We start from the raw sequence: 23,839 nt of genomic DNA on the forward strand, positions 1-23,839 counted from the left end.
ATCTCGCATTCGAACCGTGAATGCGGTGGGCCGCTATGTCCTTCGGCATCGTGTGCACGACTGCCGCGACATTCGTCGTGGGTTCAAGGCGCTGTCTTCATGACAGCGCCTTTTTTCGTGCCTGCGCCGCCGTGCCTGCGCCGCGTCGACAACGGAGAGCCGTCGAAGCCATCGACGGCCGTTCGAGAGGAACGCGCATGCGCACACTGGTGCTGAACGCCGGATACGAACCCCTGGCCGTCGTCTCGTTCAAGAGAGCCCTTGTGCTCGTCATGAACGAGAAGGCGACCGTCATCGAACGCATGGACGGCAACCCCGTCTGGGGGATCCGGGGATCCTGCGACCGTCCGGCCGTCATCGTCCTCACGCGCTACGTGCGCGTGCCGGGGGCTCGGCGGGTGCCGGTCACGCGTCGCGGCGTGCTTCGCCGTGACGCCCACCGGTGCGCCTACTGCGGCAAGGGCGCCACCACGATCGACCACGTCCTGCCGCGTTCACGTGGCGGCGCCGACTCGTGGGAGAACCTGGTGGCCGCGTGTCTGCGCTGCAACAACATGAAGGGCGATCGGACCCCGCAGGAGATGGGGTGGGAGCTGCGGTGGGCACCGCAGCCGCCGCGCGGACCGCAGTGGACGGTGCGCGGCACCGAACGCTCTGAGCCGGCGTGGGAGCCGTACCTGTCGCTCGCCGCGTGACAGGCGTGCCCGCCCGCCACGCGGCGGCGGTCAGCCGGGCAGCGTCGTGAGGGTCCAGCCTGCAGCCTCGCGCGTGTAGGCGATGCGGCGGCTCGCGGCGAGCGGGTTGGAGACCCAGAACACCAGGCGGTGCGGGGTGACCGCGAATCCGGCCCACGCCTCGGGCGGCGTGAAGGAGGGGTCGTCGGGACCGCCGTGAGCCCGCAGGAACTCATCCCAGCGGGCGCGCCGTTCGGCCAGCGGCAGCTGCGCGAACGCGTCGGTGTTCTGCCAGGCGAGCTGCTGGAGGTAGGCGGAGCGCCGGTGGTAGGCCTCGTCGGACTCGGCGCGCGACGAGCGCGCCGCCGTACCCTGCACGACCAGCTGGCGGGTGAACCCGGGCCACAGGATCGTCAGCGCGACGCCGGGCTGGGCGGCGAGTTCGGCGGCCTTACGGCTGAGAGCGTCGGTGTGGAAGAAGAACCGTTCGCCGTCGAAGTCGCTCAGCATGGTCGTGCGGGCATCGGGCAGCCCGTCGAGGCCGATCGTCGACACGGTCATCAGCAGACGGTCCTCGCCGGGACCGGGAAGCCAGGCCCCGGCGAGGGCCAGGGGATCGGCGACGGGGGTGTCGGACTGCACCGGGTCGCTGTCGTGATCGATCACGACGGGCGCGGGCGGGATGCCGGGAGTGTATGACGCCGTCACCCGAACACGAACCCGTCGATCTCGGCGAGCGCCTCGCACACGAAGTCGACGCCGCGCTCGTAGAGCTCCTTGCCGTGCGCGGCGTTCGCGCCGGTCGCGTCGCCGATAACGCCTTCCGGGCCGAAGTCGTCGCTCGTCCAGCCGAACATCACCGGCTTGCGGTTGAAGCCGATGTGGGTGAGGCCGGCGATGTGCTCAGGGATGTTGCGCGCCGGCATCTCGGGGGCCACGAGGTGCGGCGCCAGGTGCATGACCAGGGAGGTCTCCGAGAAGCCGCCGTGGATGCCCTGGCCCTTCTCGTCGGGGCGTCCGTCCAGGCCGTCGCCGGCCCCGGCGGCGGTCGCGGGCATCGAGAACGTGCGCAGGCCGAAGCGGCGGCGCAGCTCGCGGTTCGCCCATCCGAGCAGCATGACGTTGCCGCCGTGACCGTTGACGAACACGACGGTCTTGGCGGGGGTCATCGCGACGGATCGACCGATGTCCACCAGCGTGTCCAGCACCGTGGTGCCCTCGAGCCAGACGGTCCCGGGCGCCCAGTGGTGCTCGTCGGACTTCGCGTAGCTGATCGTCGGCAGCACCCATGCGTCGATCCCGTCGGCGGCAACGCGTTCGACCGCCGCGGTGGCGATCGTCTCGGCGACCAGGGCGTCGGTGCGCAGCGGCAGATGGGGCCCGTGGTGCTCGATCGCACCGATGGGCACGACAGCGATCGAACGCTCCGTGAGTGCAGCCGTGAGCGCCGGACCGGACAGATCGGCCCAGTGGCGGGAGGTCGGGGTGAACGGGGGCGTGAACGCGGCGGTCATCGGATCGATCCCTTCACCGGACCGGTGTAGTCCGGGTTGAGCTTGCCGGGGTTCAGCAGGCCCCGGGGGTCGGTGGTGCGGGCGAGGGCGACCGTCTCGGGCAGGCGGAAGTCCACGTTCCACTGGTGCGGGCTGTGCACGCCGACGCCGAGGTCGGTGAGCGCTGCGATGCCGTCGACGACCTGCTCCGGGCTCTCGTACACGCCGGCGAGCATGCCGATCGGACGCAGCGCGGTCGCTTCGATGTGCAGGTGCGCACCGGGATAGACGGCCATGACCTCATCGTGGCGATCGATGAGCGCGTCGCCGCCCACCTCGACGTGGAAGTAGACGCCCGGTTCGGACTTCTGCAGCCACTCGATCGGATGGTTGTAGCTGAGCACCGAGATCGCGGCCGACACCTGGGGGCCCTCGCGCACGTCTTCGATGCGTCCGCCGGCGCCGGTGATGATCATCGACGCCTCTTCGACGAGGCTCGCATCGATGATCGTCCGCAGCGAGCTGCGGCCCTCGGGGAAGGCCGGGTCGGGCGGCAGCTGGGCGCTCACGTGCGGGTCATCGGCGGAGACGAGGCGCGGCGTCGGGGTGAGCGCCGCGAGGCGCTGCAGCACCGACATCGAGCCGGTGAAGTCGTCGAAGGACGCGTAGAGCCCGCGCCAGTCGTTCATCGGCTCCAGCCGCACCGTGGCGCGCGCGATGATGCCGGCCGTGCCGTAGTTGTGGACGTACCCGAGGGCCTCATCGCCCTCCACCCGGACGAGCTCGCCCTCGGATGCCGGGGTCACGACGTCCAGCGCGAGGACGAAACCCTCGTGGTTGGCGCCATGCGCGATCGAGCCGGTGCCGCCGGATCCGCCGGAGAGGAACCCGCCGAGGGTCGAATGGACGGTGGAGGGGTACATCCACAGCTGCTGGCCGTGCTGGCGAGCGGCGAGCTCGAGGGTCGCCATCGGTGCTCCCGCCTCCGCGGTGATCCAGCCGTCGCCCACCTCGACGACGGCCCGTGCGCGCGAGGTGTCCAGGACGAGTCCGCCCGGCATGGGGATCGCCTGACCGTAGTTGCCGGTGCCCTTGCCGCGCGGGGTCACCGGCGCGCCGTGGGCGACGGCGATGCGGACGGTCTCGGCGATCTGAGCGGCATCGGCGGGAAACGCGACCAGGTCGGCCACCCCGAGCGGCAGCTGCTCGGCGATGATCGGCGACATGCGCGCGCCGTCGACCGACGCCTTCTCGCGCTGACGCGGGTCGCTGGAGACGCCGCGGGGCCCGAGCGCGGTGGCCAGCTCCGCTTCGAGGGCGGCGTAGTCGGGGGCGGAAGCGGCGCCGGTCGCCGCGGGATCGAGGACGTCGGTAGGGGTCGCGCCGGTCATCTCGGTTTCCTTTCGTGTGTCATAGTCTTCAGTCATGTCGGATGCCGTCTCCTCGCGCCGTGGCGCCAAGGGCGACGACGGGCCCGCGTCCGCGTCGCGTGCGCTGGGCGCTCGGATCCGGGCGCTGCGCCAGAGCCGCGGGATGACGCTCACCCAGGTCGCGGTGCAGGCGGAGCTGTCGCACTCGTTCCTGAGCCAGGTCGAGCGCGGGCTGGAACGGATGAGCATGACGTCGCTGTTCCGCGTCGCGCAGGCGCTGGGCACGACCCAGCAGGCGCTGCTTACCGATGACGCCGACGCGGCGCCGCGAGGGGCGGGCAGCTTCCACGTCTTCCGGGCGAGCGAAGCGACGCCGCTGGATGCCGGGGGCAGCCCGATGCGGGTCCTCGCCCGCGACCACCCGCGCTTCGTGCCGATGGTGATGTCGGGAACCTTCACCGAGGATCTGTGGTGGGTGCACGACGAGGAGGAGTTCGTCTACGTGCTCGAGGGTCGCCTCGTGGTGGTGTTGGACACCGACGAGTTCGCCCTCGAAGCCGGGGACGCGGTGTATTACCAGGGCGGCATACGTCACCGGTGGCGCACCGAACCGGGCGAGAGCGTGCAGGTCCTCACCGTGAAGGAAGGCAGCGCCGGCGCGCACTGAGCGGTCGATCACGATCCGCCTCCGAGTTCCCGTGCGACCGTGGCGAGGTCGGCGGCGTACGCGGCCTCGCCTCCGGAGCGGGCTCCGCCGGCGATGACCACGCCGCCAACGGCGCCCGTGGCGAGCAGCGCGCGCCCGTACGCGACAGCCAGACGAATGCCCTCCGCGCGCACGTCCCGCGCGGCGAAGAGGCGGTCGATGAAGCCGGAGGGCAGCTTCGCGGCGTGGAAGGACGCGAGCAGCTCTGCGCCCTCACGGTCGACGACGAGGGGCACGCCCGCGAGCACGGGCACGTCCGCGCCGGCCGCACGGCACAGCGCCACGAAGGCAGCGACCTCCTCGGCATCCCCGGCGTACTGCGTGAGACACATCCGTCCCCCGGCGCGCTGCTTCTCGGCGACGCGTGCGCCGCGTTCGGCGACGGGCGGGGCGGCGGGCGACTCGGCGAACGAGGTGAGAAGCCCGAGGGAGGCGGCCCGAGGCAGCGTCGTGGTGGATTCGAGGTCGAAGACGGGGCGGGCATCGGGCCGGTCGCCCGTCTGCGTGTGATCGCCCGTGACGCAGTGCACCCCGGCGACACCCAGCACGCGTAGCGACAGCAGTTCGCGCTCCAGGGCGGTGCGGTTGCGGTCGCGGGCGTTGAATCCCATCCACACCCGCAGCCCGGTCGCGCCGATCAGCGCCGCACGGTACGACGGGGGGAACTGCACGCGGGAGCGTCCGGCGTCGCCGGAGAGGACGGCGTCGACGCTGCCGGCGAGCGCCTCGGCCGTCGGCCCCACGGCATCGGCACGCAGGGCGCGCACCGGAAAGCCGGTGAACACGAGCGGCCGGCGCACGGCGATCTCGACCAGCTCGCGCCCGGCGGTCGTCGCCGGCCTGGAGGGGTCTTCGGAGACGGCGTCCGGAGGTGTCTCACCTGTGGCCGGGCTCGTCCAGCGCACCGGGAGGTCGCGGGCGAGGAACACGCACGGGGTCGGGTGCACCTCGCACGTCCCGTCGGCGTTGACGCCGCCGCAGGGGCCGTAGGCCATCGACTTCGGGCATCCGGCGATGCGGCTGGCCGCTGCCGCGGGGGTCGCCGTCGCGACGCTCATGCGGTGCCCGCCGTCTCGGCGGCGATCGCGTCGGTGGCGATCGCGGTCCGCAGCCGCGCGGCCGCCGATGCCAACGCGTCGACCGCAGTGAGTTCTGCGGCATCCGCCGCCCCCGCGGTCGGAGCGGAGGCGGCAGCGGCGATCGCCGACAGGTGGATGCCGACGACGCCGGGGATCGCGAGCGCGCGGCGCGCCCAGGCGACCGCCGCGGCGATACCGGCGTCCACCGGGTCGTCGGCGCCGGCCACCGCCGTGACGAGCTCGTCCGGCAGGCCGACCCCGGGAAGCGCGGCCAGTCGTCGGGCCGTAGCGACGGACGTGAGCACCGGCACCGACACGAGTACCGGCACGGGGGCCGCCGTGGTCGCGAGGGCGGCGGTGAAGCGGCGGATCTCGGCGAGGTCGCCGCAGAGGTTCAGGATGCCGAGTTCCGCCCCGGCCTGCGCTTTGCGGGCGAGACGGACGGGCCGGTGGTCGACGGGCGGTGCGGAAGGCTGTTCGGCGACCGCGACGAAGAGCCCGGCCCGGCGGGCGAGAGCCGTCAGACGTGTCGCGTCGAGATCGAAGACCGGCTGCGCCTGCGGCAGGGCGGTGGAGGCCGGGTGGTCACCGGTCACGGCGAGCACGCCGGACACGCCCAGGTCGGCGAGGGCGGCGAGTTCTCCTTCGAGTGCGACCCGGTTGCGGTCGCGACAGGTGAGGCCGGCCACCACGCGCGATCCGGCGGCGGCGAGCAGGAGGGCCTTGTGGGTCAGGCTGAGCGCATCGCGCAGCCCGGGCGGCTCGCCGGCGATCACGGCGGTCAGCTCTCGCAGTCGCACGCCCGCCTCAGTGATGACGGCCGGGTCGGTGGAGCGTACCGGGAGGTCGGCCGTGATGACCGCATCGGCGTCGACGAGGGCCGCGAACGCCGTCGATGCTTCTCCCCGCGGGGAGACCGGCAGCGCGTCGCCGCTCGCGCGGGCCGCGTTCGGAGCGTCCACTTCGGCGGCGGAGAACTCCAGATCGTGCAGTACCGCGGGGTCGTCGACGAATGAGCATCGGATGCCGGGCACTTCGCAGCCGCCGTCGATCGCGACACCGCCGCAGGGCCCGTGGACCATGCGCTTCGGGCAGCGCCGTGTTGCTTCGCGCAGGCGCAGGGGAGCGGTCACGGGTGCTCCTCTCGCGTTCGCGGATCGGTCCGGCGATGTTGGTGTCGCCAACAATGCCACTGTAGGAGCGCGCCGTTTCGCCGGTGTTACGGTCACGTGTGCGTCGATGTCGCCGCGGAATCACGCGGCGCGCGGGGCTCTAGAGTGAGGCCCATGCCGACGTCCGCGCTCGCCGCCTCCCGCATCGACGACTGGCTGCAGCAGTTGTCTGCGCCCGTCCCCGATCCCGGCGGCGGTGCCGCCGCGGGGATCGTGATCGCCACCGGTGCCGCGCTCGTCGCGATGGCCGCCGGCTACGCGCCGGCCGAGGCTGCGGCGGAGATCGCGGCCGCGGCGACCCGGGTGCGCGGCGATGCGCTCACCGCCGCGGAGCACGACGGGCGGATGTCGGGCCGGCTCGTCGCGGCCTTCCGACGCCCCATCGACGACCCCGAGCGCGGCGAGGCGCTGCGCACCGCCACCGTCGCCGCCGCGGACGCCGGCGCCGACCTGGTCGCACTCGCGGCATCCCTCGAGGGGCCCCTCCTCTGGCTGGAACGCTTCGGCGAGGATCGCCTGGCCCCCGATGTCGCCGTCGCCGCGCGGATGCTCGCCTGCGGCATCCGCTCGACTGCCGTGAACATCCGGGGAAACACGACCAGCGCCGCCGCCGCGGGAGTCGACGCCGTGACCCTCGAGCGCCTGCGTGATGCGTGGGATCAGGCGACGCACGCCGCCGGCGGCCTGGACGCGGTGGCAGAACGCGTGACCGCGGCGCTCTGAGAACACGGCGATGCCCTGACCCCCGCGGGGGAGTCAGGGCATCGCCGGTGAGGACGGTCAGTTCATCTTGATCGACGTGTCGATGAACTGGTTCGTGTAGAGCGCGGACGGATCGATCGCCGACGCGGCGGCCTGCGAGATGCTGCCGGCCGTGACGAGGAAGGGCGTGAAGTCCTTCACGATCGACGCCATGCGGGCGGGGTCGAACTGCCCGAACACGCCCGATGCCTTGTCGTTGGCGACGAGGCCCAGCTTCTTCTGCTGCTCGACGGAGAACTGCGCGACGCCCTCGGAGTAGGTCCAACCCGTGTCGTACTTCTCGACGAGGTCCAGGATCACGGCGTTGCCGTGCTCGGGGGAGTTGAGGAAGTCGATCTGCGACTGCTGCATGATCGGGACGAGCTTCTTCAGGCAGTCGGCCTTGTCGGTGACGTCGGCCTTTCGCACCGCGAGCGGCTCGGGGTAGATGTTGTAGCCCAGCTCGGACAGCAGCTGGTAGCCGACGTCCTTGCCCCACTGCGAGATCTCGTTCTTGTAGATGTAGGGCTCAGCGGTCGCGAAGCCCTGCTGCAGGATCTTCGGGTCGGAGACGAAGCGCTGCGGGGTGCCCTCGTAGCTCGTGTCGATCTGCGACGTCGTGATGATGCCCTGCGAGAGCAGGAGGTTCGGGATCACGTCGCCGGAGGTGACGATCGGGTCGCCGGCCGAGGCGGCCTCCTTGATCGTCGTGGCGCCGTTGTGGCTGGCCGGGTCCCACATGAGGATCTGCGGGCTGAAGGTCAGCTGCGAGGTCACGGCCACGGTGGGCTGGTCGGCGTTCGCGACGATCGCCGCGTCGGTGTTGACGGCGCCGATGAGGATGTCGGTGTCGAGGTACATGAGCGCCGGGACGGGCTGGAAGTTGACCGCGGGGCCGCCGGAGCGCACCTCGATCTTGACGCCGGTGTCGGTGCCGTTGACGACGAGCGGGCCGGTGACCGTCTTCTTCTCGGTGTCGACGGTGTAGCCGTCGCCGACGAGGTTGTACATGGCGCCGTGCTCGGACTCGGGCTGCCAGTCCTGCTGCATGACGACGGTCGCCGGGCAGACGCTCGCGAGGTCGAGCGGGCCGCCCTTCTCGGCGACGTTCGCCGCCGAGGTGGTCGCCGGAGCCGCGGCGTCGGTGCTGGAACATCCCGCGACGGCGGCGACGGTGGCGGCGAGCGCTCCGATCGCGACGGTGCGTGCGATCACGCGGCGGGAGAGAAAGGCGGGCTGTGACACGGTGTCCTCCTGGAAGGCTTCGGGTGCGGTGTGGACAGACGGGTGGTGCGTGTTCGTGGTGCAGGGAGGGAAAGAAGAGGTGGTTCAGCGGGTGGCGACGCCGAACAGTCGACCGACGACGACGCGGTCCAGCGCGGCGAAGATCGAGAAGACGATCACGCCGAACAGTGCCGTGAAGATGATCGCGAGGAACAGCGGCTCCATGTTCAGACGCAGCGTGTAGGTGCGCAGCAGTCCGCCGATGCCCTGGCTGCCCTGCTGGAAGAAGAAGTCGCCGACGATCGCGCCGATGACGGCGAGGCCGGCCGACTGCCGCAGGCCCGTGAAGATCGACGGGATGGCGGCGGGCAGCATGAGCTTCGTCATCCGCTGCCACTTGGTGGCCTTCTGCAGCGTGAACAGGTCGTGGGCGGCGGGCGTGGCCGACTGCAGGCCGAACAGCGTGTTGGAGATCATCGGGAACACCGCGATGATGACGCAGACCACGATGCGGGCGGGCAGTCCATAGCCCATCCAGATGCCGATCAGCGGGGTGAGGGCGAGGATCGGGATCGTCTGCAGGATGACGGCGTACGGGTAGAGGATCTTCTCGGCGAGGGTCCACTGCGACATGACGATCGCCCACCCCATGCCGATCGCGACGGCGATCGCGAGGCCGATGAGGGCGACGGTGATGGTCTGACCCAGTGCGGCGATCATCGGGCCGATCACCTTGTCGTTGCCGATCGTCTCGGCCAGCACCTGGTGGGGAGGCGGCAGCAGGAAGCGACGGCTCTCGCTGAGCAGCAGGTACGACACGGCGTACCAGATCGCGATGATGCCGATCAGCGCCGCGACGATCGGGAACGCGCGCGACCAGGTGCGGCGGGCGACGCTCGCCGCACCGCTCGGGCGGGCCGGACGGGCGGCCATGGTCGCGGTCGCCGTCTCGGCGGATGCCGCGGCATCCCCGACGGACGCGGAGGATGCCGACTCGGCGAGCGATGCCGGGGCCTTCAGGGCGAGGTTCTGGCTCACGAGTGCGCCTCCAAAGCGTGCGAGAGGTGTCCGACGATGCGCCCGAACTCGGGTTCGTAGCGCAGCTCGGGGGATCGGGGATAGGACCAGGGCAGCTCGATGTCGTCGACGATGCGGCCGGGCCGTCCGCTCATCACGAGCACGCGGCTCGACAGGTAGACGGCCTCGGAAATCGAGTGCGTGATGAACATCGCGGCGAAGCCCTTGAGCTGGAACAGGCGCTGCAGTTCGGTCTGCATCTTCAGGCGGGTGATCTCGTCGAGGGCGCCGAACGGCTCGTCGAAGAGGGCCAGCTGCGGCTCGGCGACCAGCGCGCGGGCGATCGAGACGCGCATGCGCATGCCGCCGGACAGCGCACGCGGATGCTGGTTCTCGAAGCCCTTCAGGCCGACCAGTTCGAGGGCTTCGGCGGCGCGGCGGCGCCGCTCGGCTGCTCCCACGCCGGCGAGCTCGCCGACCAGCTCGACGTTGCGCTGGGCTGTGCGCCACTCGAGCAGCGTCGCCTCCTGGAAGACGAAGCTGGTCGTGTCGGCGCGGACGTCGACTGCTCCCTCGGTGGCGTCGTCGAGGCCGGCGGCCAGGCGCAGCAGGGTCGACTTTCCGCAGCCGGATGGGCCGACCACCGACACGAACTCGCCGGGACGGACGTCGATCGACACGCCCTCGAGGGCGCGGGTGCCGGTGGCGAACACCTTGGCGACGTCGGTGAAGGCGAGAGTCGGCGCGGTGGTGGTGTCCACCGCTGTCGCGGCGGTGGCAGGCGCGACGGTCGGATCGATGGTGGTGCTCATAGCAGTGCTCCCTCGGAGGTCGGGGCGGAGGGCGGGGTCGGCAGGGCGCGCAGGTCGAGCACGCTGCTGACCACGCGGCGGCGGACGGCGATCACGCGCCCGTCGCGGATGACGATGCGGTCGGGCGCGCGCTCGGCGAGGGCCTCGGCGGTGTGTGCGGCGCGCACGAGCACGACGTCGGCGACGTCGCCGACGCGTCCTCGCGCCGGGGGCAGTCCGAATGCGGCGCGTCCGCCGTTCGAGCTGACGTGCCAGGCTTCGGCGGGCGTGAGGTGGCCCGCGACGACGAGCTCGGAGGCGACATCGACCATGTCGGCGTTGCCGAGCGGGTTGAACGGGTCCTGCACGTTGTCGCCGCCGGCGGCCAGCGTGACGCCGGCGGCGAGGATCTCGCGCAGCGGCGGGATGCCGCGGGGTGTGGCGATCGGATTCTGCCAGCCCTGCAGGTAGAGGTTGGTCAGCGGGTTGGTGATGATCGAGACGCCGGCCTCGGCGACGGCGGCGAGGGTGCGGGCGCGGGTCTCGGCATCCTGCATGGACAGGCTCACGCAGTGCCCCGCCGAGCGGATCACGCCGGCAGGCCAGTGCCGCGTGCGGGCGGCGAGCTCGGCGAGACCCGTGGATGCCGCGTCGAGCGTCTCGTCGGTGTGCAGGTCCATGCCGAGGCCGAACTCTTCGGCGAAGGCGGCGTTGCGCTCCAGATCGGCGCCGGGGTCCTCGGCGAGGTGGGGAAAACCACCGATGAGGTCGATGCCGAGGGCCACCGCGGCGCGTCCGAGGTCGTCGGGGCCGTCGGACGCGCCGGGGCTGGCGACGATCTGCAGGTCGACGATGCCGGCGAATTCGTCGCGCAGCTCGATGAGGGCGCGCACTCCGCGGAGGGGGTCGTCGCCCAGGTGGTAGTTCGTGTGCGAGCGCACGGCCGTGACACCGGCGTGCAGCGCGGCCACCAGGTGCCGCCGCGCTGCGGCCTTGATGTCGTCGGAGGAGTGGTTCTCGCCGTGGTCGATCCAGCACGCGATCGCGTCGTCGAGCGATCCCTCGGGCTGGCCGAACGAGGTCCAGGTGTAGCCCTTGTCGAGGTGCGCGTGCAGATCCGCCAGGGGCGGCAGGGCGATCCAGCCCGTCGCATCGACCGTCTCGCCGCCGGCGCCGCCCGCGAGCTGGGACGCATCGGCGTCGACCACGACGCCGCCCGCGAAGGCCAGGCGGTCGCCGATCTCGCCGCAGGCGGTGAGGCCGGTCAGGGCCGCGATGCGCTGGCCCGGCTGCAGGAGTTCGGCGTCCATCTGATCGTCCTCCTCGGGGTCTGCGGTGTCGTGCGGTGTTGTTGGTATGGCCAACATCGGGTGAGAATCAGTAAACGCTCGACGTGTTTCCTGCCAGGCCTGTCGGGATTGCGGCCGTGTTAAATCCGCGCGAAGAGTGCGGCCGGTCGCCGCCCTCGCACGCGGGGGCGCTGCGCGAGCGGAGAGAGTGGGAGCCATGAGCTACTTCAGTGACGTTGAACGCGATCTCGTGGTCGCCGCCCGCACCGTGCTGGCCGACGGGATCGTGGCGCTGGACCTCGTTGCGCACAATGGCCGCGATCTGCCGGTGTGGGAGCCCGGATCGCACGTCGATCTGATCTTCTCCGACGCGCGCGTGCCCGCGGCCGAGCGCGTCGAACGGCAGTACTCGCTGTGCGGCGACGCGGCCGACCGCTCCACCTGGCGGGTCGCGGTGCTGCGCGAAGACGAGGGACGGGGCGGATCGGTGCGGGTGCACGAGGAGGTGCAGGTGGGGCAGCGCCTGCGCGTGCGCGGACCGCGCAACCACTTCGCGTACGAGATCGTTCCCGCCGTCACCCACCGCTTCGTCGCCGGGGGCATCGGGATCACGCCCCTTCTCGGCATGGTGCGGGCGGCGGCGCGGGCCGGAGCGGAGTGGACCCTCGACTACGCCGGACGGTCGCTGTCGACGATGGCATTCGTCGACGAGCTGCGCGCGCTCGACGGCGGTGCGGGGCGGGTGCGTCTGTACCCCGCCGACAGCGGGGCGCGTCTGGATGTGGCCGGGCTGGTGGATGCCGCGGGTGACGGCGGTCCGGTCTACGCGTGCGGACCCGCCCGGCTGATCGCCGCCCTCGAGGACGGTTTCGAAGCCGCCGGCCGCGCCGCAGCGCTGCACGTCGAGCGGTTCGAGGCGATCGAGTACGGCGAGCCCGTCTGGCCGGATCCGTTCGAGGTCGAGCTCGCCCTGTCGGGCGACATCGTGACCGTGCAGCCCGCGCAGTCGGTGCTGGAGGCGATCGAGGAGCAGAGCCCCACGACGATGGTGCTCTCCAGCTGCCGTCGGGGGACGTGCGGCACCTGCGAGGTGCCCGTCCTGGAGGGCGAGATCGAGCACCGCGACTCCGTGCTCACGCCGCTCGAGCGCGAGCAGAGCGCGGTCATGATGGTGTGCGTCTCGCGCGCAGCGTGCCCGCGGATCGTGCTCGACGCCTGACGCGATGCCGGAACGGCGCCGCGACGCTCACCGGCCGACGCGCTCCCGGAGGGCCGCGGTGAGGGCGTCTTCGTCGGCGGTGACCAGCCGGTAGTCGCGGACGACGACGCGTCCCGCGACCACGACATGGCGAGGGCGGCGTCCCGGATGGGCCCAGAGCAGGCCCGCGACCGGGTCGGCCACTCCGGCGTCGGCGACCCCGGAGACATCCCAGACGCAGAGATCGCCCGCCGCGCCCGGGGTCAGGATGCCGAGGTCGGCGCGACCGAGGCCGCTCGCGCCACCGGAGGTGGCCATGGCGAGCACATCGCGGGCCGGCAGGGCGGTGCCGACCAGGCCCGACACCTGCATCGCCAGGCGCGCGTCGGCGAGCAGGTGCCCGGCGTCGTTGGAGCCGCCGCCGGAGGTGCCTAGTCCCACGGTGATGCCGGCCTCCTGCAGGCGGCGCACCGGCGCGATGCCCCAGCCCATCGGCACGTCGCAGCCCGGGGCGTGGGTTGCGGTGATGCCGGCGGCGGCGAGCCGCGCGATCTCTTCGTCGGTGACGTCGCACAGGTGCGCGATCGTCACCCCGGACTCGAGCCAGCCCCATTCCTCGAGGAGGTCCAGGGGGCGCCGCCCGTAGCGGGCCAGGGCGATCTCGGTGTCGACCTGCTCGTTCGCCTGCGTGCGCCGGCGCAGACCGTAGCGCCGGGCGACCTCGCCCAGCGCGCGGAAGGTCTCCTCGCTGTCGGAGTGCACGCCGGCGGGGCCGACGGCGAGCTGCAGCATGCCGTCGGCGCTCGTGCCGCCGGGAGAGGACGCCGCAGCCTCGGGGAGTAGGGCACGCACGATCGCGTCCGCGCTCGCTGCCGCGGCATCCGGTGCATCGCGCGCCGAGCCGCGCACGAACACGAGCCGGGCGCCGAGCGCCGCGGAGGCGGCGGCGATCGCGCGGGCGATGTCCACGGTGTCGCCGACCGGGTCGTCGCTTCTGGCCGGGTCGGGCCAGTTGAGCTGATGGTCGGCGACCGTCGTCACCCCGCTCAGCAGTGACTCGGCCACGCCGACGCCGGCGGTCGCGCCGACCAGGGATGCGTCGATATGGGCGTCCGTGTAGGCGGCGGCCATGGCCGGCAGCCACTCGCGCATCGGCACGCCGCGGGTGCCCGGGAGGGTGCGAAAGCCCGACTGCAGCAGGTGGTGGTGCGCGTTGACGAGGCCGGGGGTGACGATCCCGCCGTCTGCGTCGAGGGTGTCGATGCTCTCCTCCGGCGAGGGCGCGGATGCCGTGCTCGCGACCCGTCCGCGTCGGATCACGAGGTCGCCGCCGCGGTCGCGGGCGGGGTCGTCGAAGCGTTCCACGATGCGCGCGGCGCCGGTGAGGATGAGCGATCCGGTCATGCCGTCCGTCCTATCAGCCGCATGTTTCGGGCAGATGTGCGGGCCGACGCGCAATGTCCGAACCCGTTCCTATCTTCGAGACAAGCACATTGAACTAGTCGAATACATGTTCTAATCTGTCGAAGTGAGGCCGATCGTGGGGACCGTTGCTGCCGCGGATGTCGCGGGCACCGTGAGCACCCTGCGCGCTCAGATGGAGCGTATGCAGGGGCGTCGCCTCGACACGCCCGTGCTCCCCGTCGCCCCGGCGCTGGCGGAGCTGCTGCCCGGCGGCGGACTGCGAACGGGGGGAGCCTACGCGCTCGGGCGGTCGATGGCGCTGCTGTTCGCCCTGCTCGCCGAGCCCTCGCAGGCCGGATCGTGGTGCGCCGTGGTCGGCATGCCGCACGTGGGCGTCGAAGCGGCTCGCGCCGCCGGGGTCGATCTGTCGCGGCTCGTGCTCGTGCCAGACCCGGGAGAGCGGTGGCTGGCCGTCACCTCGACCCTCGCCGACGTGCTGTCGGTGGTCGCGGTGCGCCCGCCGTCGCGGGCGAAGGACAGCGAGGTGGCCCGGCTGGCCGCCCGCATGCGCGAGCGGGAGGCGGTGCTGCTCGTGCAGGGACCGTGGCCGCAGACCGAGGCGATGATCGATGTGTCCGATCCGTCGTGGTCGGGCCTCGGCGAGGGGCACGGCATCCTGTCGGGGCGCGAGCTGACGGTCACCGTGACCAGCCGCCGTGCGCCGGTTCCGCGCTCGCGGCGCCTGATGCTGCCCGACGATCGGGGGCGCCTGGGCGGCGGGTCTCAGCCCGCCCGCACGCGCCTTCCCGAACCCCTGCCGATGAGACGGGCGGTGTGAGATGGGCGTCGTCCCTGCGGGCACCCCGCCGCGGAGCCTCGTCGTCTGGGTGCCCGACTGGCCGATCGTCGCGACCACCCGCGACGGCGATGAGCCCCTCGACGCCGCGGAGCCGATCGCCGTGTTCGAGAAGGGCGCGGTCGTCGCCTGCTCGGCCGCGGCGCGCGCCGCGGGTGTGCGCCGCCGCATGCGCCGCCGCGATGCCCAGGCGCGCTGCCCGCAGCTGACGGTGGTGGATGCCGACGCCGTGCGCGATCACCGCGCGTTCGCCCCCCTGATCGCGGCGATCGAGGAGGTCGCGCCGAACGTGCAGGTGATGCAGCCCGGGCTGTGCGCGCTGCGCGCCCGGGGTCCGGCGCGCTACTTCGGCGGCGAGGCGGCCGCCGCCACCGTGCTGGCCGGGGCGATCGCCGCGCTGGGCATCGACGACGTGCGCGTGGGCATCGCCGACGGCACCTTCACGGCCGAACAGGCGGCACGCTCCGGCACCCGGCGCGAGGATCCGGTGCGGATCGTGCCCGCAGGCACCGCGGCGGACTTCCTCGCACCGCTGCCGGTCGTCGTGCTCGATGAGGAGCTGGCCTCGCTGTTCGGCCGGCTCGGTGTGCAGACGGTCGGCGAGGTCGCCGCGCTCGGCGCCGACCGCCTGGTCGAGCGCTTCGGCACCCGTGGCCACTGGCTGTACGCCCTGTCATCCGGCCGCGATCCCCGGCCGGTCACCGCCCGCACGCCCCCGCCCGAGCTGCACCGCGAGGTGGCGTTCGAGCCGCCGGTGGAGACCGCCGATCAGATCGCTTTCGCCCTGCGGGTTCCCGCCGCGGAGTTCGTCTCCCGTCTGGGTGCGCAGGGGCTGGTCTGCACCGAACTGCGCGTCGTGCTGACCGGCGATCGCGGCGAGCGCAGCGAACGGGTCTGGCTGCACCCGGGGGCGTTCGATGCGGCCGCCGTCGTCGACCGGGTGCGGTGGCAGCTCGCCGAGCAGGGGCCCGGCGCAGCGAAGAGCGTGGCGCCGTCGAGTCGCCTGGCCGGGCAGCTGCGCAGCGCCGTGGCGCGGGTGCGGATCGAACCCGAGGCGGTGGATGCCGCCGCGCACCACACCGCACGTCTGTTCGGATCGGGGCCCGAGGAGCGCGTGCACCGCGCGCTCTCGCGCGTGCAGGCGATGCTCGGCCATCAGGGCGTGCTGACGCCGGCCGTCGGCGGAGGGCGCTGGCTGGGCGAGCGGCAGCGCCTCGTGCCGTGGGGCGATGTCGCGGGCGACCTGCAGGCAGGAGAGCGGCCCTGGCCGGGGAGCCTTCCCGATCCGCTGCCCTCGGCGGTGTTCGCCGAGCCGGTTCCGGTGGCGGTGCTCGACGACGACGGCGACATGATCGCGGTCGATGCGCGTGGCGAGCCTACGGCGGCGCCGACCGTGATCGAGCTCGGAGGCAGACGCCGCGGCATCCGCACCTGGGCCGGGCCGTGGCCGGTCATCGAACGTGAGTGGGATCCGGCGCGGGCGCGGCGGGCGCATCGCTTCCAGATGGTCGACGATGCCCAGGGGGCGTGGCTGCTGGTGTGCGAGGAAGGGGTCTGGCAGATCGAGGGGAGGTACGACTGATGGGGTTCAACAATCCGTCGGTGCGCTGGTCCGAGATGGCGCGGCTGCTGGGGTCTCCCGATATCGGCGGCGACTCGCAACCCGATGGCGGCGACGGCCCGGCCTTCTCGCGCAAGCGGGGAAAGTACGAGCCGCCCCCGATCGAACGGCCCGCGGATGCCGTGCCCTACGCCGAACTGCACGCGCACTCGTCGTTCTCCTTCCTCGACGGCGCCTCCTCACCGGCGGAACTGGCGGAAGAGGCCGAACGGCTGGGGTTGCACGCGCTCGCGATCACCGACCACGACGGGTTCTACGGCATCGCCCGCTTCGCCGAGGCGGCGGAGCACCTGCAGCTGAAGACCGTCTTCGGGGCGGAGCTGACGCTCGCCGCCGGAGGCGACGGGGACGTGAGCGCGCCGCCGGCCGGACTGCTGAGCGGGCCGAGTCCGGCCCGGTCGGGGGCGGCCGATCCGCAGGGATCGCACCTGCTCGTGCTGGCCCGCGGTGAGGAGGGCTATCACCGTCTCGCCGCGGCGATCACGCATGCTCAGCTCGCCGGCGGCGAGAAGGGGCGTCCCTGGTACGACCTCGACGACCTCGCCGATCGCAGCGGCGGCCACTGGGCGGTGCTCACCGGATGCCGCAAGGGCGCCGTGCGGCAGGCGCTCGCCGCCGGGGGCGCGGAGGCGGCCGCCTCGGCGCTCGACCGGCTCGTCGCCCTGTTCGGCCCTGAGGCGGTCTTCGTCGAGCTGATCGACCACGGGGCGCCGACCGATACGCGGGACAACGACGTGCTGGCCGCACTCGCCGCCGCGCGGGGTCTGCCCGTGCTGGCCAGCAACAACGTGCACTATGCGGTTCCCGAACGTGTGCACCTGGCGGCGGCGGTCGCGGCGGTGCGGGCGAATCGGGGACTGGACGAGCTCGACGGGTGGCTGCCGTCGCATGCGAGCGCCCACCTGCGCTCGGGCGCCGAGATGACACGGCGGTTCCGGCGCTATCCCGGCGCGGTCGCCCGCACGGTCACCCTCGCCGACGAGCTCGCCTTCCCGCTGCGCCGCGCCAAGCCCGCGCTGCCGAAGCTCCCCGTCCCCGAAGGGCACACGCCGATGTCGTGGCTGCGCCAGCTCGTTTGGGATGCGGTGCCGCACATGTATCCCGACCTCGACGGCGATGGGCGGGCGCGCATCGAGAAGGAGCTCGGCGTCATCGAGCAGAAGGACTTCCCCGGCTACTTCCTGATCGTGCACGGCATCGTGGCCGAGGCGCGTCGGCGCGGCATCCTCTGTCAGGGGCGGGGGTCGGCCGCCAACAGTGCGGTGTGCTATCTGCTGGGCATCACGGCGATCGACTCGATCTTCTACAACCTGCCCTTCGAGCGCTTCCTGTCGGCGATGCGCGAGGAGGAGCCCGACATCGACGTCGACTTCGACTCGGATCGGCGCGAAGAGATCATCCAGTGGGTCTTCGACACCTACGGACGCGAGCGCGCGGCGCAGGTCGCGAACGTCATCCAGTACCGGCCGAAGAACGCGGTGCGCGACATGGCCAAGGCGCTCGGGCATTCGCCCGGACAACAGGACGCCTGGTCGAAGCAGGTGGAGAGATGGGACGGCGCCGTCGCCGGCGCGCACGACATCCCCGACCGGGTGCTCGCCTACGCCGGCGAGCTGCTGAAGGCGCCTCGCCATCTCGGCATCCACTCCGGGGGCATGGTGCTCACCGAGCGGCCGGTGGGGGAGGTGGTGCCCATCGAGCATGCGCGGATGGAGAACCGCACCGTCATCCAGTGGGACAAGGACGACGCCGCCTGGATGGGGCTCGTGAAGTTCGACCTGCTGGGACTCGGCATGCTCGCCGCCCTGCAGTACTGCTTCGACCTCATCGCGGAGGCGACGGGCGAGACCTGGACGCTGCAGAGCATCCCGAAGGAGGAGGCGGCCGTCTACGACATGCTGTGCCGTGCGGACTCGATCGGAGTGTTCCAGGTCGAATCGCGCGCGCAGATGGGCCTGCTGCCCCGGCTGCAGCCGCGACGGTTCTACGACCTGGTGATCGAGATCGCGCTGATCCGGCCCGGGCCCATCCAGGGCGGCGCGGTGCACCCGTACGTGCGGCGCAAACTCGGGCTGGAAGAGCCGACGTACGCGCACGAGAAGCTGATCCCGGTGCTGGAGCGCACTCTCGGGGTGCCGGTGTTCCAGGAGCAGCTGATGCAGATGGGCATGGCCGTCGGCGACCTCACCGGTGAGGATGCCGATGTGCTGCGCCGGGCGATGGGCTCCAAGCGCGGCATCGAGCGCATCGAGTCGGTGCGTCAGAAGCTCTACGACGGCATGGCACGCAACGGTCTGGTGGGAGCCGTCGCCGACGACATCTACGCGAAGATCCAGGCGTTCGCGAACTTCGGCTTCGCCGAGAGTCACTCCCTGTCGTTCGCGCTGCTCGTCTACGCGTCGTCATGGCTCAAGCTGCACTATCCCGGGGCGTTCCTGGCGGCCCTGCTGCGGGCGCAGCCGATGGGGTTCTACTCGCCGGCGACCCTCACCGCCGACGCCCGCCGCCACGGCGTCGTCGTGCGTCGTCCCGACCTGCACGCCTCCGGGGTGGATGCCGGGCTCGAGCCCCTCGATGCCGACAGCAGCGGCCCCTCGCCGGCTGCAGGGGCTCCGGTCGTTGAGCGAGCGAGCGCAGCGAGCGAGTCGAAACGCGTCCCCACCGGCATCCCCTCCTGCACCGACCGCCGCCAGCCCCCGGTGCCCCCGTTCGACATCGCCGCTCCCGATGCGTCGGCCGCCCACCGCCGCGACGCCGGTCACGCCGTGCGGCTGGGACTTGCGGCGGTCACCGGGGTGGGAAAGCGGCTCGCGGAGCGCATCGTCGCCACCCGCGACGCCGAGGGTCCGTTTCGCGACCTGCGCGATCTCGTGCGGCGCACGGGCGCCACCGCCGCACAGGTGGAGGCGTTGGCGACGGCGGGCGCCTTCGAGAGCATGGGCATCAGCCGCCGCGAGGGCATCTGGTTGGCCGGCGACGCGGCACAGGATCTGCCCGAGTTCCTGCCCGACTCCCTCGTCGCCGTGCAGCCGCCGCTGTTCGGCGACCCCTCGACCTACGACGTGCTGGCCGCCGATCTGTGGGCCACGGGCATCTCGACCGACGATCACCCTCTCACGCACTACCGCGCCCCGCTGGATGCCCGCGGCGTGCTCACCTCGCGAGAGCTCCGCACGCACGAGGTCGGCCGTCGGGTCGAGGTCGCGGGTCTGGTGACCCATCGGCAGCGGCCGGCGACGGCATCCGGCATCACCTTCATCAACCTCGAAGACGAGCACGGTCTCGTCAACGTCATCTGCTCGAAAGGCGTCTGGGATCGTTATCGTCGCGTGCTGCGCGACGCGCCCGCCCTCATCGCCCGCGGCATGCTGGAGCGCTCACCCGAGGGCGTCACCAACCTCGTCGCCGACGCCTTCGAAGACCTGCGCGTCGGCGTGCGCCACCGCTCCCGCGACTTCCGCTGATGTCACCGCCGCGCCGAGGCGTCAGGGGCGGCCGGCGTGCTGCTCGGTCTTGGCGAGCTGGTCGGCCAGGTCGTCGGGCGACAGGGCCGCCTCGCGGAACTCTGTGGTCAGCGGCAGACGCAGGTGCAGGTCGGTGCACAGGCACAGCTCGACCGTGCCGTGGTCCAGGACGAAGTCGAGCACGTGGCCGCCGCGGGTGCGTCCGTCGTCGATGAAGTGCGCGTGGCATCCCGGAACGCCGATGCCCTGCTCGTACAGCGGGGTGCGGAAGGCGACGATCGTGCCGTCGACCTCGTCGAACTGCAGCACCGCATCGTCGTCGGTGGCCTCGGTCATCGGGCGGTACGGCTTCTGCTGGCGGGTGACCGTGCGTGCGGTCACCCGGCGGAAGCGCCCCGTGATCCGCAGGGCGTACATGTAGTTGGCCGACGCGGTGATCGCGTCGATCGCGGCCGACGCCTCCGCGCGCGTGACGCCGTCGGGGAGCGTCCGCGTGATCGTGGGCACGAAGTCGGTCACCACCGCGTACGGCGTGGCCGAGTCGGCGGATGCCGCGGCGGCGGTGCCATCGCCGCGCAGGCGGTAGGCGACGCCGTCGACGACGACCATCTCGCCGTCGAGGGCGTTGAACGTGCCGATGCCGAAATCGCCGTGGCCCAGCAGCTCGCCGACGGTCATGTCGTCTTCGTAGATGCCGTCCAGGAGCGCGGCCATGAGGCTCGTCTGGAACAGGGTGTGACGTTCGGCGCTCACGCGCGGTCCTTTCGGGAGGAGGGAAGGAGGATGCCGAGAGGGGCGAGTCCGCTCACAGCAGCACGTCGGCGAGCAGGTCGCCGCCCAGGCGATGCAGATTGTCGCGGTAGTCGACGGGGACGTCGATCACCGAGGGGCCGGGTTCGGCGATGGCGGCGAGGATCGTCGGAACGAGGTCGTCGATGGATGTGACGCGGTGGCCGTGGGCGCCGAACGACTCCGCGAACGCGACCACGTCGTAGGCGCCGAGCTCGACCGCGGCGGTGCGCCCGTATTTCTCGACCTGCTGGAAGGCCACCATGTCGTAGGCCGAGTCGTTGAACACGATGTGCGTGAAGCTCGCGCCGACCCGCACGGCGGTCTCCAGTTCGACGGCGGAGTAGAGGAACCCGCCGTCGCCCGACACCGACACGACCGGTGCGCCCGCGTCGGCGAGGCTGGCCGCGATCGCCCACGGCAGGGCGACGCCGAGCGTCTGCTGCCCGTTGGAGAACATCAGCGAGCGGGGACGGTAGGTGCGGAAGTGGCGCGCCATGTAGAGGTAGTTCGAGCCGACGTCGCAGAGCACGGTGGCGGCATCGGGGAGGGCGGCGCGGATGCCGGCGACGACGGCGACGGGGTCGAGGCCGAAGGCGTCGTCGTGGTCGGGGTCGCCGAGGTCGGTGTTCTCGGCGAGGCGGGTGCGCTCGCGGTCGATGATGCGGGCGGTCTCGGCATCGCGCTCGAGGGGAAGGCCCGCGGCATCCACGGCCAGGAGCAGGTCGACGAGGGTGGTCGCGAGGTCGCCGACGAGTTCCACCGTGGGCCGGTAATCGTTGTCGATGTCGGCCGGCACGGTGTCGATGTGGACGATGCGGCGGTCCTTGCCGGCGTTCCATTCCGCGGGCACGAACTCGACGGGGTCGTAGCCCAGCGTCAGCACGAGGTCGGCGCGGTGCAGCAGCACATCGCCCGGCTGGTTGCGGGCGAAGCCCACGCGTCCGAGGTAGTGGTGTTCGAGCTCGCGCGAGATGATGCCGGCGGCTTGGAAGGTCTCGACCACCGGCAGTCCGGTCGCGCGCAGCAGCGCGTGCAGGGCATCGACCGTGCGGGGATCGCCGCTGCGGGCACCGGCGAGGATCACGGGAAAGCGCGCCTCACGCAGCAGTGCGGCGGCGCGATCGACGGATGCCGAGGCCGCCCCGCCGGTGACGGCGGGCACGATCGCATCGCGGAAGCCGATCGCGATCGTCGCGGTCGACACGTCGTAGGGGAGCACCACGGCGGCCGCGCCGCGGGGTTCGCGGGTCGCGGCGCGGAACGCGTTCACGATCGCCTCCGCGACGTTGTCGGCGGCGGTGACCTCGGCTGCCGAGACCGTCACGGTCTGCAGCATGCCGACGGCATCCATCGCCTGGTGCGCGCGCTTGAGGTGCTGCGTGCGCGACACGGCGCCGCAGATCGCGACGACCGGGTCGCCCTCGGTCGTCGCGGTGAGCAGCCCCGTCGCGAGGTTGGCGGTGCCGGGGCCGCTGGTGACCAGCACGACACCCGGGATGCCGGTGAGCCGGCCGACCGCGGCGGCCATGAAGACCGCGTTCTGCTCGGTGCGGCACGTGATCAGCTGCGGCGCCCCGGCGACGCCCTGCACCGCCGCGAGCGCGTCGAAGACGGGATCGATCTTGGCGCCGGGCACGCCGAACACCCACCGCACGCCGTGGGCCGTGAGCACGTCCACGACGCGATCGGCCGCGCGCAGGCCCCTGGGCGCAGTCGAGGCGACGGGCGCGCCGGAGGACGACGTGGGGGACGTGGCGACCGTGGCGATACTCATGACTCCATGCTCCGTCGCCGGCGTCGGGCGAGGAAGACGGCATCGATGATGCGAGTCATCTGATTCGCAGATGATTTCCATCGCGTCGACGAGCGCGGCATGATCGAGGCATGGATGTGCGCCACCTCTCCGTCTTCGTCGCCGTCGCGCGGGAGATGAGCTTCACGCGGGCGGCTGACAGCCTGCTGCTCGCGCAGTCGGCGGTGTCGACCACGGTGCGCGAGCTGGAGCGCGAGCTGGGCGTCGAGCTGTTCGACCGTTCTCATCGGCAGATCAGACTGACCGGCGCGGGGGAGGAGCTGCTCACGCGTGCCCAGGCGGTGCTGGAGCAGATGCGCGAGATCGGCGAGGCGGTCTCGTCGGCGGCGACCGAGCTGCGGGGGGCCGTGACGATGGGGCTCATGACCGGCGTCGACCTCGTCGATGTGCCGGGGCTTCTCGGCCGTTATCACGAGCGGCATCCGGCCGTCTCGGTGCAGCTGCGGGCGACGGGGTTGGGCTCGTCGGGTCTGGTCGCCCAGCTCGAGCGCGGCGAGATCGACCTGGCTCTGCTCGCGGTCGTCGATGCGCTTCCGGCGAGCCTGCGGGGTGAGATCGTCGCCGCATCGCCGTACGTGTTGGTCGTGCCGGGGACGCACCGCCTCGCGGATGCCGAGGCGGTCACGCTCGCGATGCTCGAAGGGGAGAGCTTCGTGGACCTCCCGCCGGGGTACGGGTCGCGGCGCATCGTCGACGACGCCTTCGCCCATGCCGGGGTGTCGCGCCGCGTGCTCATCGAGGTCGCCGACCTCTCCACCGCTGCTGCCTACGTCCCGCAGGGACTTGGTTTGGCGATCGTGCCGAGGTTTGCGGCGCTCGCGGCATCCGCGGGTTCGGGACGTCCGTTCGCCGATCCCGCCCCGCGGATGCCGGTGCGCATCGTGCCGCTCGAGGATGCCGTGCCCGCGTTCGAGGTGTCGCTCGCATGGTCACGGCGGCGCCCTCTGACCGCCGCCGCGCAGGGCCTCGTCGACCTGCTGCGCACCGAACTGCTGCCGTAGCATTCCCTCCCCGGCCGTTGAGCGAGTGAGCGGAGCGAGCGAGTCGAAACGTGGCTTCTCCCCTCCGGTCGTTGAGCGAGTGAGCGGAGCGAGCGAGTCGAAACGGGGCTCCTGCGGCGTCTGCGTTTCGACTC

20 protein-coding genes are annotated in these 23,839 nt (G+C 72.1%); 8 read left to right on the forward strand and 12 right to left on the reverse strand.

Annotation, left to right across the window (positions count from 1 at the left end; translation table 11 throughout):
- Positions 1–197: 197 nt before the first annotated feature.
- A complete protein-coding gene (locus HMPREF1529_RS08620; RefSeq protein WP_005051039.1) occupies positions 198–695 on the forward strand; it encodes an HNH endonuclease in 498 nt (165 codons plus the stop codon).
- Between the two features lie 30 nt (positions 696–725).
- On the opposite strand, the gene HMPREF1529_RS08625 is transcribed toward HMPREF1529_RS08620, so the two are convergent.
- From HMPREF1529_RS08625 to HMPREF1529_RS08635, 3 genes are read right to left on the reverse strand one after another with little or no spacing between them, the layout of a single operon-like run.
- On the reverse strand, positions 726–1,382 hold the full coding sequence (locus tag HMPREF1529_RS08625; RefSeq protein WP_016464518.1) for a pyridoxamine 5'-phosphate oxidase family protein: 657 nt from the start codon (positions 1,380–1,382) through the stop codon (positions 726–728).
- Positions 1,379–2,188 (reverse strand): creatininase family protein, encoded by an 810-nt coding sequence (locus tag HMPREF1529_RS08630; protein ID WP_016464519.1) that lies wholly within the window; start codon positions 2,186–2,188, stop codon positions 1,379–1,381. Before HMPREF1529_RS08630 ends, HMPREF1529_RS08625 begins: the two co-directional genes overlap by 4 nt.
- A complete protein-coding gene (locus tag HMPREF1529_RS08635; RefSeq protein ID WP_016464520.1) occupies positions 2,185–3,558 on the reverse strand; it encodes an FAD-binding oxidoreductase in 1,374 nt (457 codons plus the stop codon). Before HMPREF1529_RS08635 ends, HMPREF1529_RS08630 begins: the two co-directional genes overlap by 4 nt.
- Positions 3,559–3,592: 34 nt before the next feature.
- Between HMPREF1529_RS08635 and HMPREF1529_RS08640 the strand changes: the two genes are divergently transcribed.
- Positions 3,593–4,204, forward strand: coding sequence for a helix-turn-helix domain-containing protein (locus HMPREF1529_RS08640; RefSeq protein ID WP_016464521.1), 612 nt, complete (start codon positions 3,593–3,595; stop codon positions 4,202–4,204).
- Positions 4,205–4,212: 8 nt separating this feature from the next.
- On the opposite strand, the gene HMPREF1529_RS08645 is transcribed toward HMPREF1529_RS08640, so the two are convergent.
- Complete coding sequence (locus tag HMPREF1529_RS08645; RefSeq protein ID WP_016464522.1) at positions 4,213–5,301, reverse strand: methylenetetrahydrofolate reductase C-terminal domain-containing protein; 1,089 nt, start codon at positions 5,299–5,301, stop codon at positions 4,213–4,215.
- Positions 5,298–6,455, reverse strand: coding sequence for a methylenetetrahydrofolate reductase C-terminal domain-containing protein (locus HMPREF1529_RS08650; protein ID WP_016464523.1), 1,158 nt, complete (start codon positions 6,453–6,455; stop codon positions 5,298–5,300). Before HMPREF1529_RS08650 ends, HMPREF1529_RS08645 begins: the two co-directional genes overlap by 4 nt.
- A 153-nt stretch (positions 6,456–6,608) precedes the next feature.
- Between HMPREF1529_RS08650 and HMPREF1529_RS08655 the strand changes: the two genes are divergently transcribed.
- The gene (locus HMPREF1529_RS08655) at positions 6,609–7,217 is read left to right on the forward strand and encodes a cyclodeaminase/cyclohydrolase family protein (RefSeq protein ID WP_005051022.1); all 609 of its coding nucleotides are present in this window, start codon (positions 6,609–6,611) and stop codon (positions 7,215–7,217) included.
- 57 nt (positions 7,218–7,274) lie between these two features.
- Here the strand turns inward: HMPREF1529_RS08655 and HMPREF1529_RS08660 are convergent, their stop codons facing one another.
- From HMPREF1529_RS08660 to HMPREF1529_RS08675, 4 genes are all read right to left on the reverse strand, one after another.
- Positions 7,275–8,480 (reverse strand): hypothetical protein, encoded by a 1,206-nt coding sequence (locus HMPREF1529_RS08660; RefSeq protein ID WP_005051019.1) that lies wholly within the window; start codon positions 8,478–8,480, stop codon positions 7,275–7,277.
- 84 nt (positions 8,481–8,564) lie between these two features.
- Entirely contained in the window at positions 8,565–9,497 is a 933-nt protein-coding gene (locus HMPREF1529_RS08665) for an ABC transporter permease (RefSeq protein WP_016464524.1), read from the reverse strand.
- Entirely contained in the window at positions 9,494–10,288 is a 795-nt protein-coding gene (locus HMPREF1529_RS08670) for an ABC transporter ATP-binding protein (protein WP_016464525.1), read from the reverse strand. The genes HMPREF1529_RS08665 and HMPREF1529_RS08670 overlap by 4 nt, the downstream gene beginning before the upstream one ends.
- On the reverse strand, positions 10,285–11,577 hold the full coding sequence (locus HMPREF1529_RS08675; RefSeq protein ID WP_016464526.1) for an amidohydrolase family protein: 1,293 nt from the start codon (positions 11,575–11,577) through the stop codon (positions 10,285–10,287). Before HMPREF1529_RS08675 ends, HMPREF1529_RS08670 begins: the two co-directional genes overlap by 4 nt.
- Before the next feature lie 196 nt (positions 11,578–11,773).
- Between HMPREF1529_RS08675 and HMPREF1529_RS08680 the strand changes: the two genes are divergently transcribed.
- Positions 11,774–12,775, forward strand: a complete 1,002-nt coding sequence (locus HMPREF1529_RS08680; RefSeq protein WP_016464527.1) for a PDR/VanB family oxidoreductase — start codon at positions 11,774–11,776, stop codon at positions 12,773–12,775.
- A 27-nt stretch (positions 12,776–12,802) separates the two neighbouring features.
- Here the strand turns inward: HMPREF1529_RS08680 and HMPREF1529_RS08685 are convergent, their stop codons facing one another.
- On the reverse strand, positions 12,803–14,158 hold the full coding sequence (locus HMPREF1529_RS08685) for an amidohydrolase family protein (protein ID WP_016464528.1): 1,356 nt from the start codon (positions 14,156–14,158) through the stop codon (positions 12,803–12,805).
- 136 nt (positions 14,159–14,294) lie between these two features.
- Here HMPREF1529_RS08685 and HMPREF1529_RS08690 point away from each other — a divergent pair, with 136 nt between their 5' ends.
- Genes HMPREF1529_RS08690 through HMPREF1529_RS08700 form a run of 3 tightly spaced genes read left to right on the forward strand, consistent with a single transcriptional unit; the run spans position 14,295 to position 20,099 of the window.
- Complete coding sequence (locus HMPREF1529_RS08690) at positions 14,295–14,996, forward strand: hypothetical protein (protein ID WP_016464529.1); 702 nt, start codon at positions 14,295–14,297, stop codon at positions 14,994–14,996.
- Position 14,997: 1 nt separating this feature from the next.
- Positions 14,998–16,596 (forward strand): Y-family DNA polymerase, encoded by a 1,599-nt coding sequence (locus HMPREF1529_RS08695; RefSeq protein ID WP_016464530.1) that lies wholly within the window; start codon positions 14,998–15,000, stop codon positions 16,594–16,596.
- A complete protein-coding gene (locus tag HMPREF1529_RS08700) occupies positions 16,596–20,099 on the forward strand; it encodes an error-prone DNA polymerase (protein WP_016464531.1) in 3,504 nt (1,167 codons plus the stop codon). Before HMPREF1529_RS08695 ends, HMPREF1529_RS08700 begins: the two co-directional genes overlap by 1 nt.
- 21 nt (positions 20,100–20,120) lie before the next feature.
- Here HMPREF1529_RS08700 and budA read toward each other — a convergent pair whose 3' ends face one another.
- Complete coding sequence (gene budA, locus HMPREF1529_RS08705) at positions 20,121–20,852, reverse strand: acetolactate decarboxylase (protein ID WP_005051000.1); 732 nt, start codon at positions 20,850–20,852, stop codon at positions 20,121–20,123.
- A 52-nt stretch (positions 20,853–20,904) separates the two neighbouring features.
- Positions 20,905–22,665, reverse strand: a complete 1,761-nt coding sequence (gene alsS, locus HMPREF1529_RS08710; protein ID WP_016464532.1) for an acetolactate synthase AlsS — start codon at positions 22,663–22,665, stop codon at positions 20,905–20,907.
- Between the two features lie 110 nt (positions 22,666–22,775).
- Here alsS and HMPREF1529_RS08715 point away from each other — a divergent pair, with 110 nt between their 5' ends.
- Entirely contained in the window at positions 22,776–23,705 is a 930-nt protein-coding gene (locus tag HMPREF1529_RS08715; protein WP_036282835.1) for a LysR family transcriptional regulator, read from the forward strand.
- Positions 23,706–23,839: the final 134 nt, after the last annotated feature.

Source organism: Microbacterium sp. oral taxon 186 str. F0373 (assembly GCF_000411455.1).
Classification (GTDB): Bacteria; Actinomycetota; Actinomycetes; order Actinomycetales; family Microbacteriaceae; genus Microbacterium.

Coding starts and splice junctions, on each gene's coding strand:
- HMPREF1529_RS08620 (WP_005051039.1), top strand. CDS start 198: ATGCGCACACTGGTGCTGAACGCCGGATACGAACCCCTGGCCGTCGTC.
- HMPREF1529_RS08630 (WP_016464519.1), bottom strand. CDS start 2,188: ATGACCGCCGCGTTCACGCCCCCGTTCACCCCGACCTCCCGCCACTGG.
- HMPREF1529_RS08635 (WP_016464520.1), bottom strand. CDS start 3,558: ATGACCGGCGCGACCCCTACCGACGTCCTCGATCCCGCGGCGACCGGC.
- HMPREF1529_RS08640 (WP_016464521.1), top strand. CDS start 3,593: ATGTCGGATGCCGTCTCCTCGCGCCGTGGCGCCAAGGGCGACGACGGG.
- HMPREF1529_RS08645 (WP_016464522.1), bottom strand. CDS start 5,301: ATGAGCGTCGCGACGGCGACCCCCGCGGCAGCGGCCAGCCGCATCGCC.
- HMPREF1529_RS08655 (WP_005051022.1), top strand. CDS start 6,609: ATGCCGACGTCCGCGCTCGCCGCCTCCCGCATCGACGACTGGCTGCAG.
- HMPREF1529_RS08670 (WP_016464525.1), bottom strand. CDS start 10,288: ATGAGCACCACCATCGATCCGACCGTCGCGCCTGCCACCGCCGCGACA.
- HMPREF1529_RS08675 (WP_016464526.1), bottom strand. CDS start 11,577: ATGGACGCCGAACTCCTGCAGCCGGGCCAGCGCATCGCGGCCCTGACC.
- HMPREF1529_RS08680 (WP_016464527.1), top strand. CDS start 11,774: ATGAGCTACTTCAGTGACGTTGAACGCGATCTCGTGGTCGCCGCCCGC.
- HMPREF1529_RS08685 (WP_016464528.1), bottom strand. CDS start 14,158: ATGACCGGATCGCTCATCCTCACCGGCGCCGCGCGCATCGTGGAACGC.
- HMPREF1529_RS08695 (WP_016464530.1), top strand. CDS start 14,998: ATGGGCGTCGTCCCTGCGGGCACCCCGCCGCGGAGCCTCGTCGTCTGG.
- HMPREF1529_RS08700 (WP_016464531.1), top strand. CDS start 16,596: ATGGGGTTCAACAATCCGTCGGTGCGCTGGTCCGAGATGGCGCGGCTG.
- alsS (WP_016464532.1), bottom strand. CDS start 22,665: ATGAGTATCGCCACGGTCGCCACGTCCCCCACGTCGTCCTCCGGCGCG.
- HMPREF1529_RS08715 (WP_036282835.1), top strand. CDS start 22,776: ATGGATGTGCGCCACCTCTCCGTCTTCGTCGCCGTCGCGCGGGAGATG.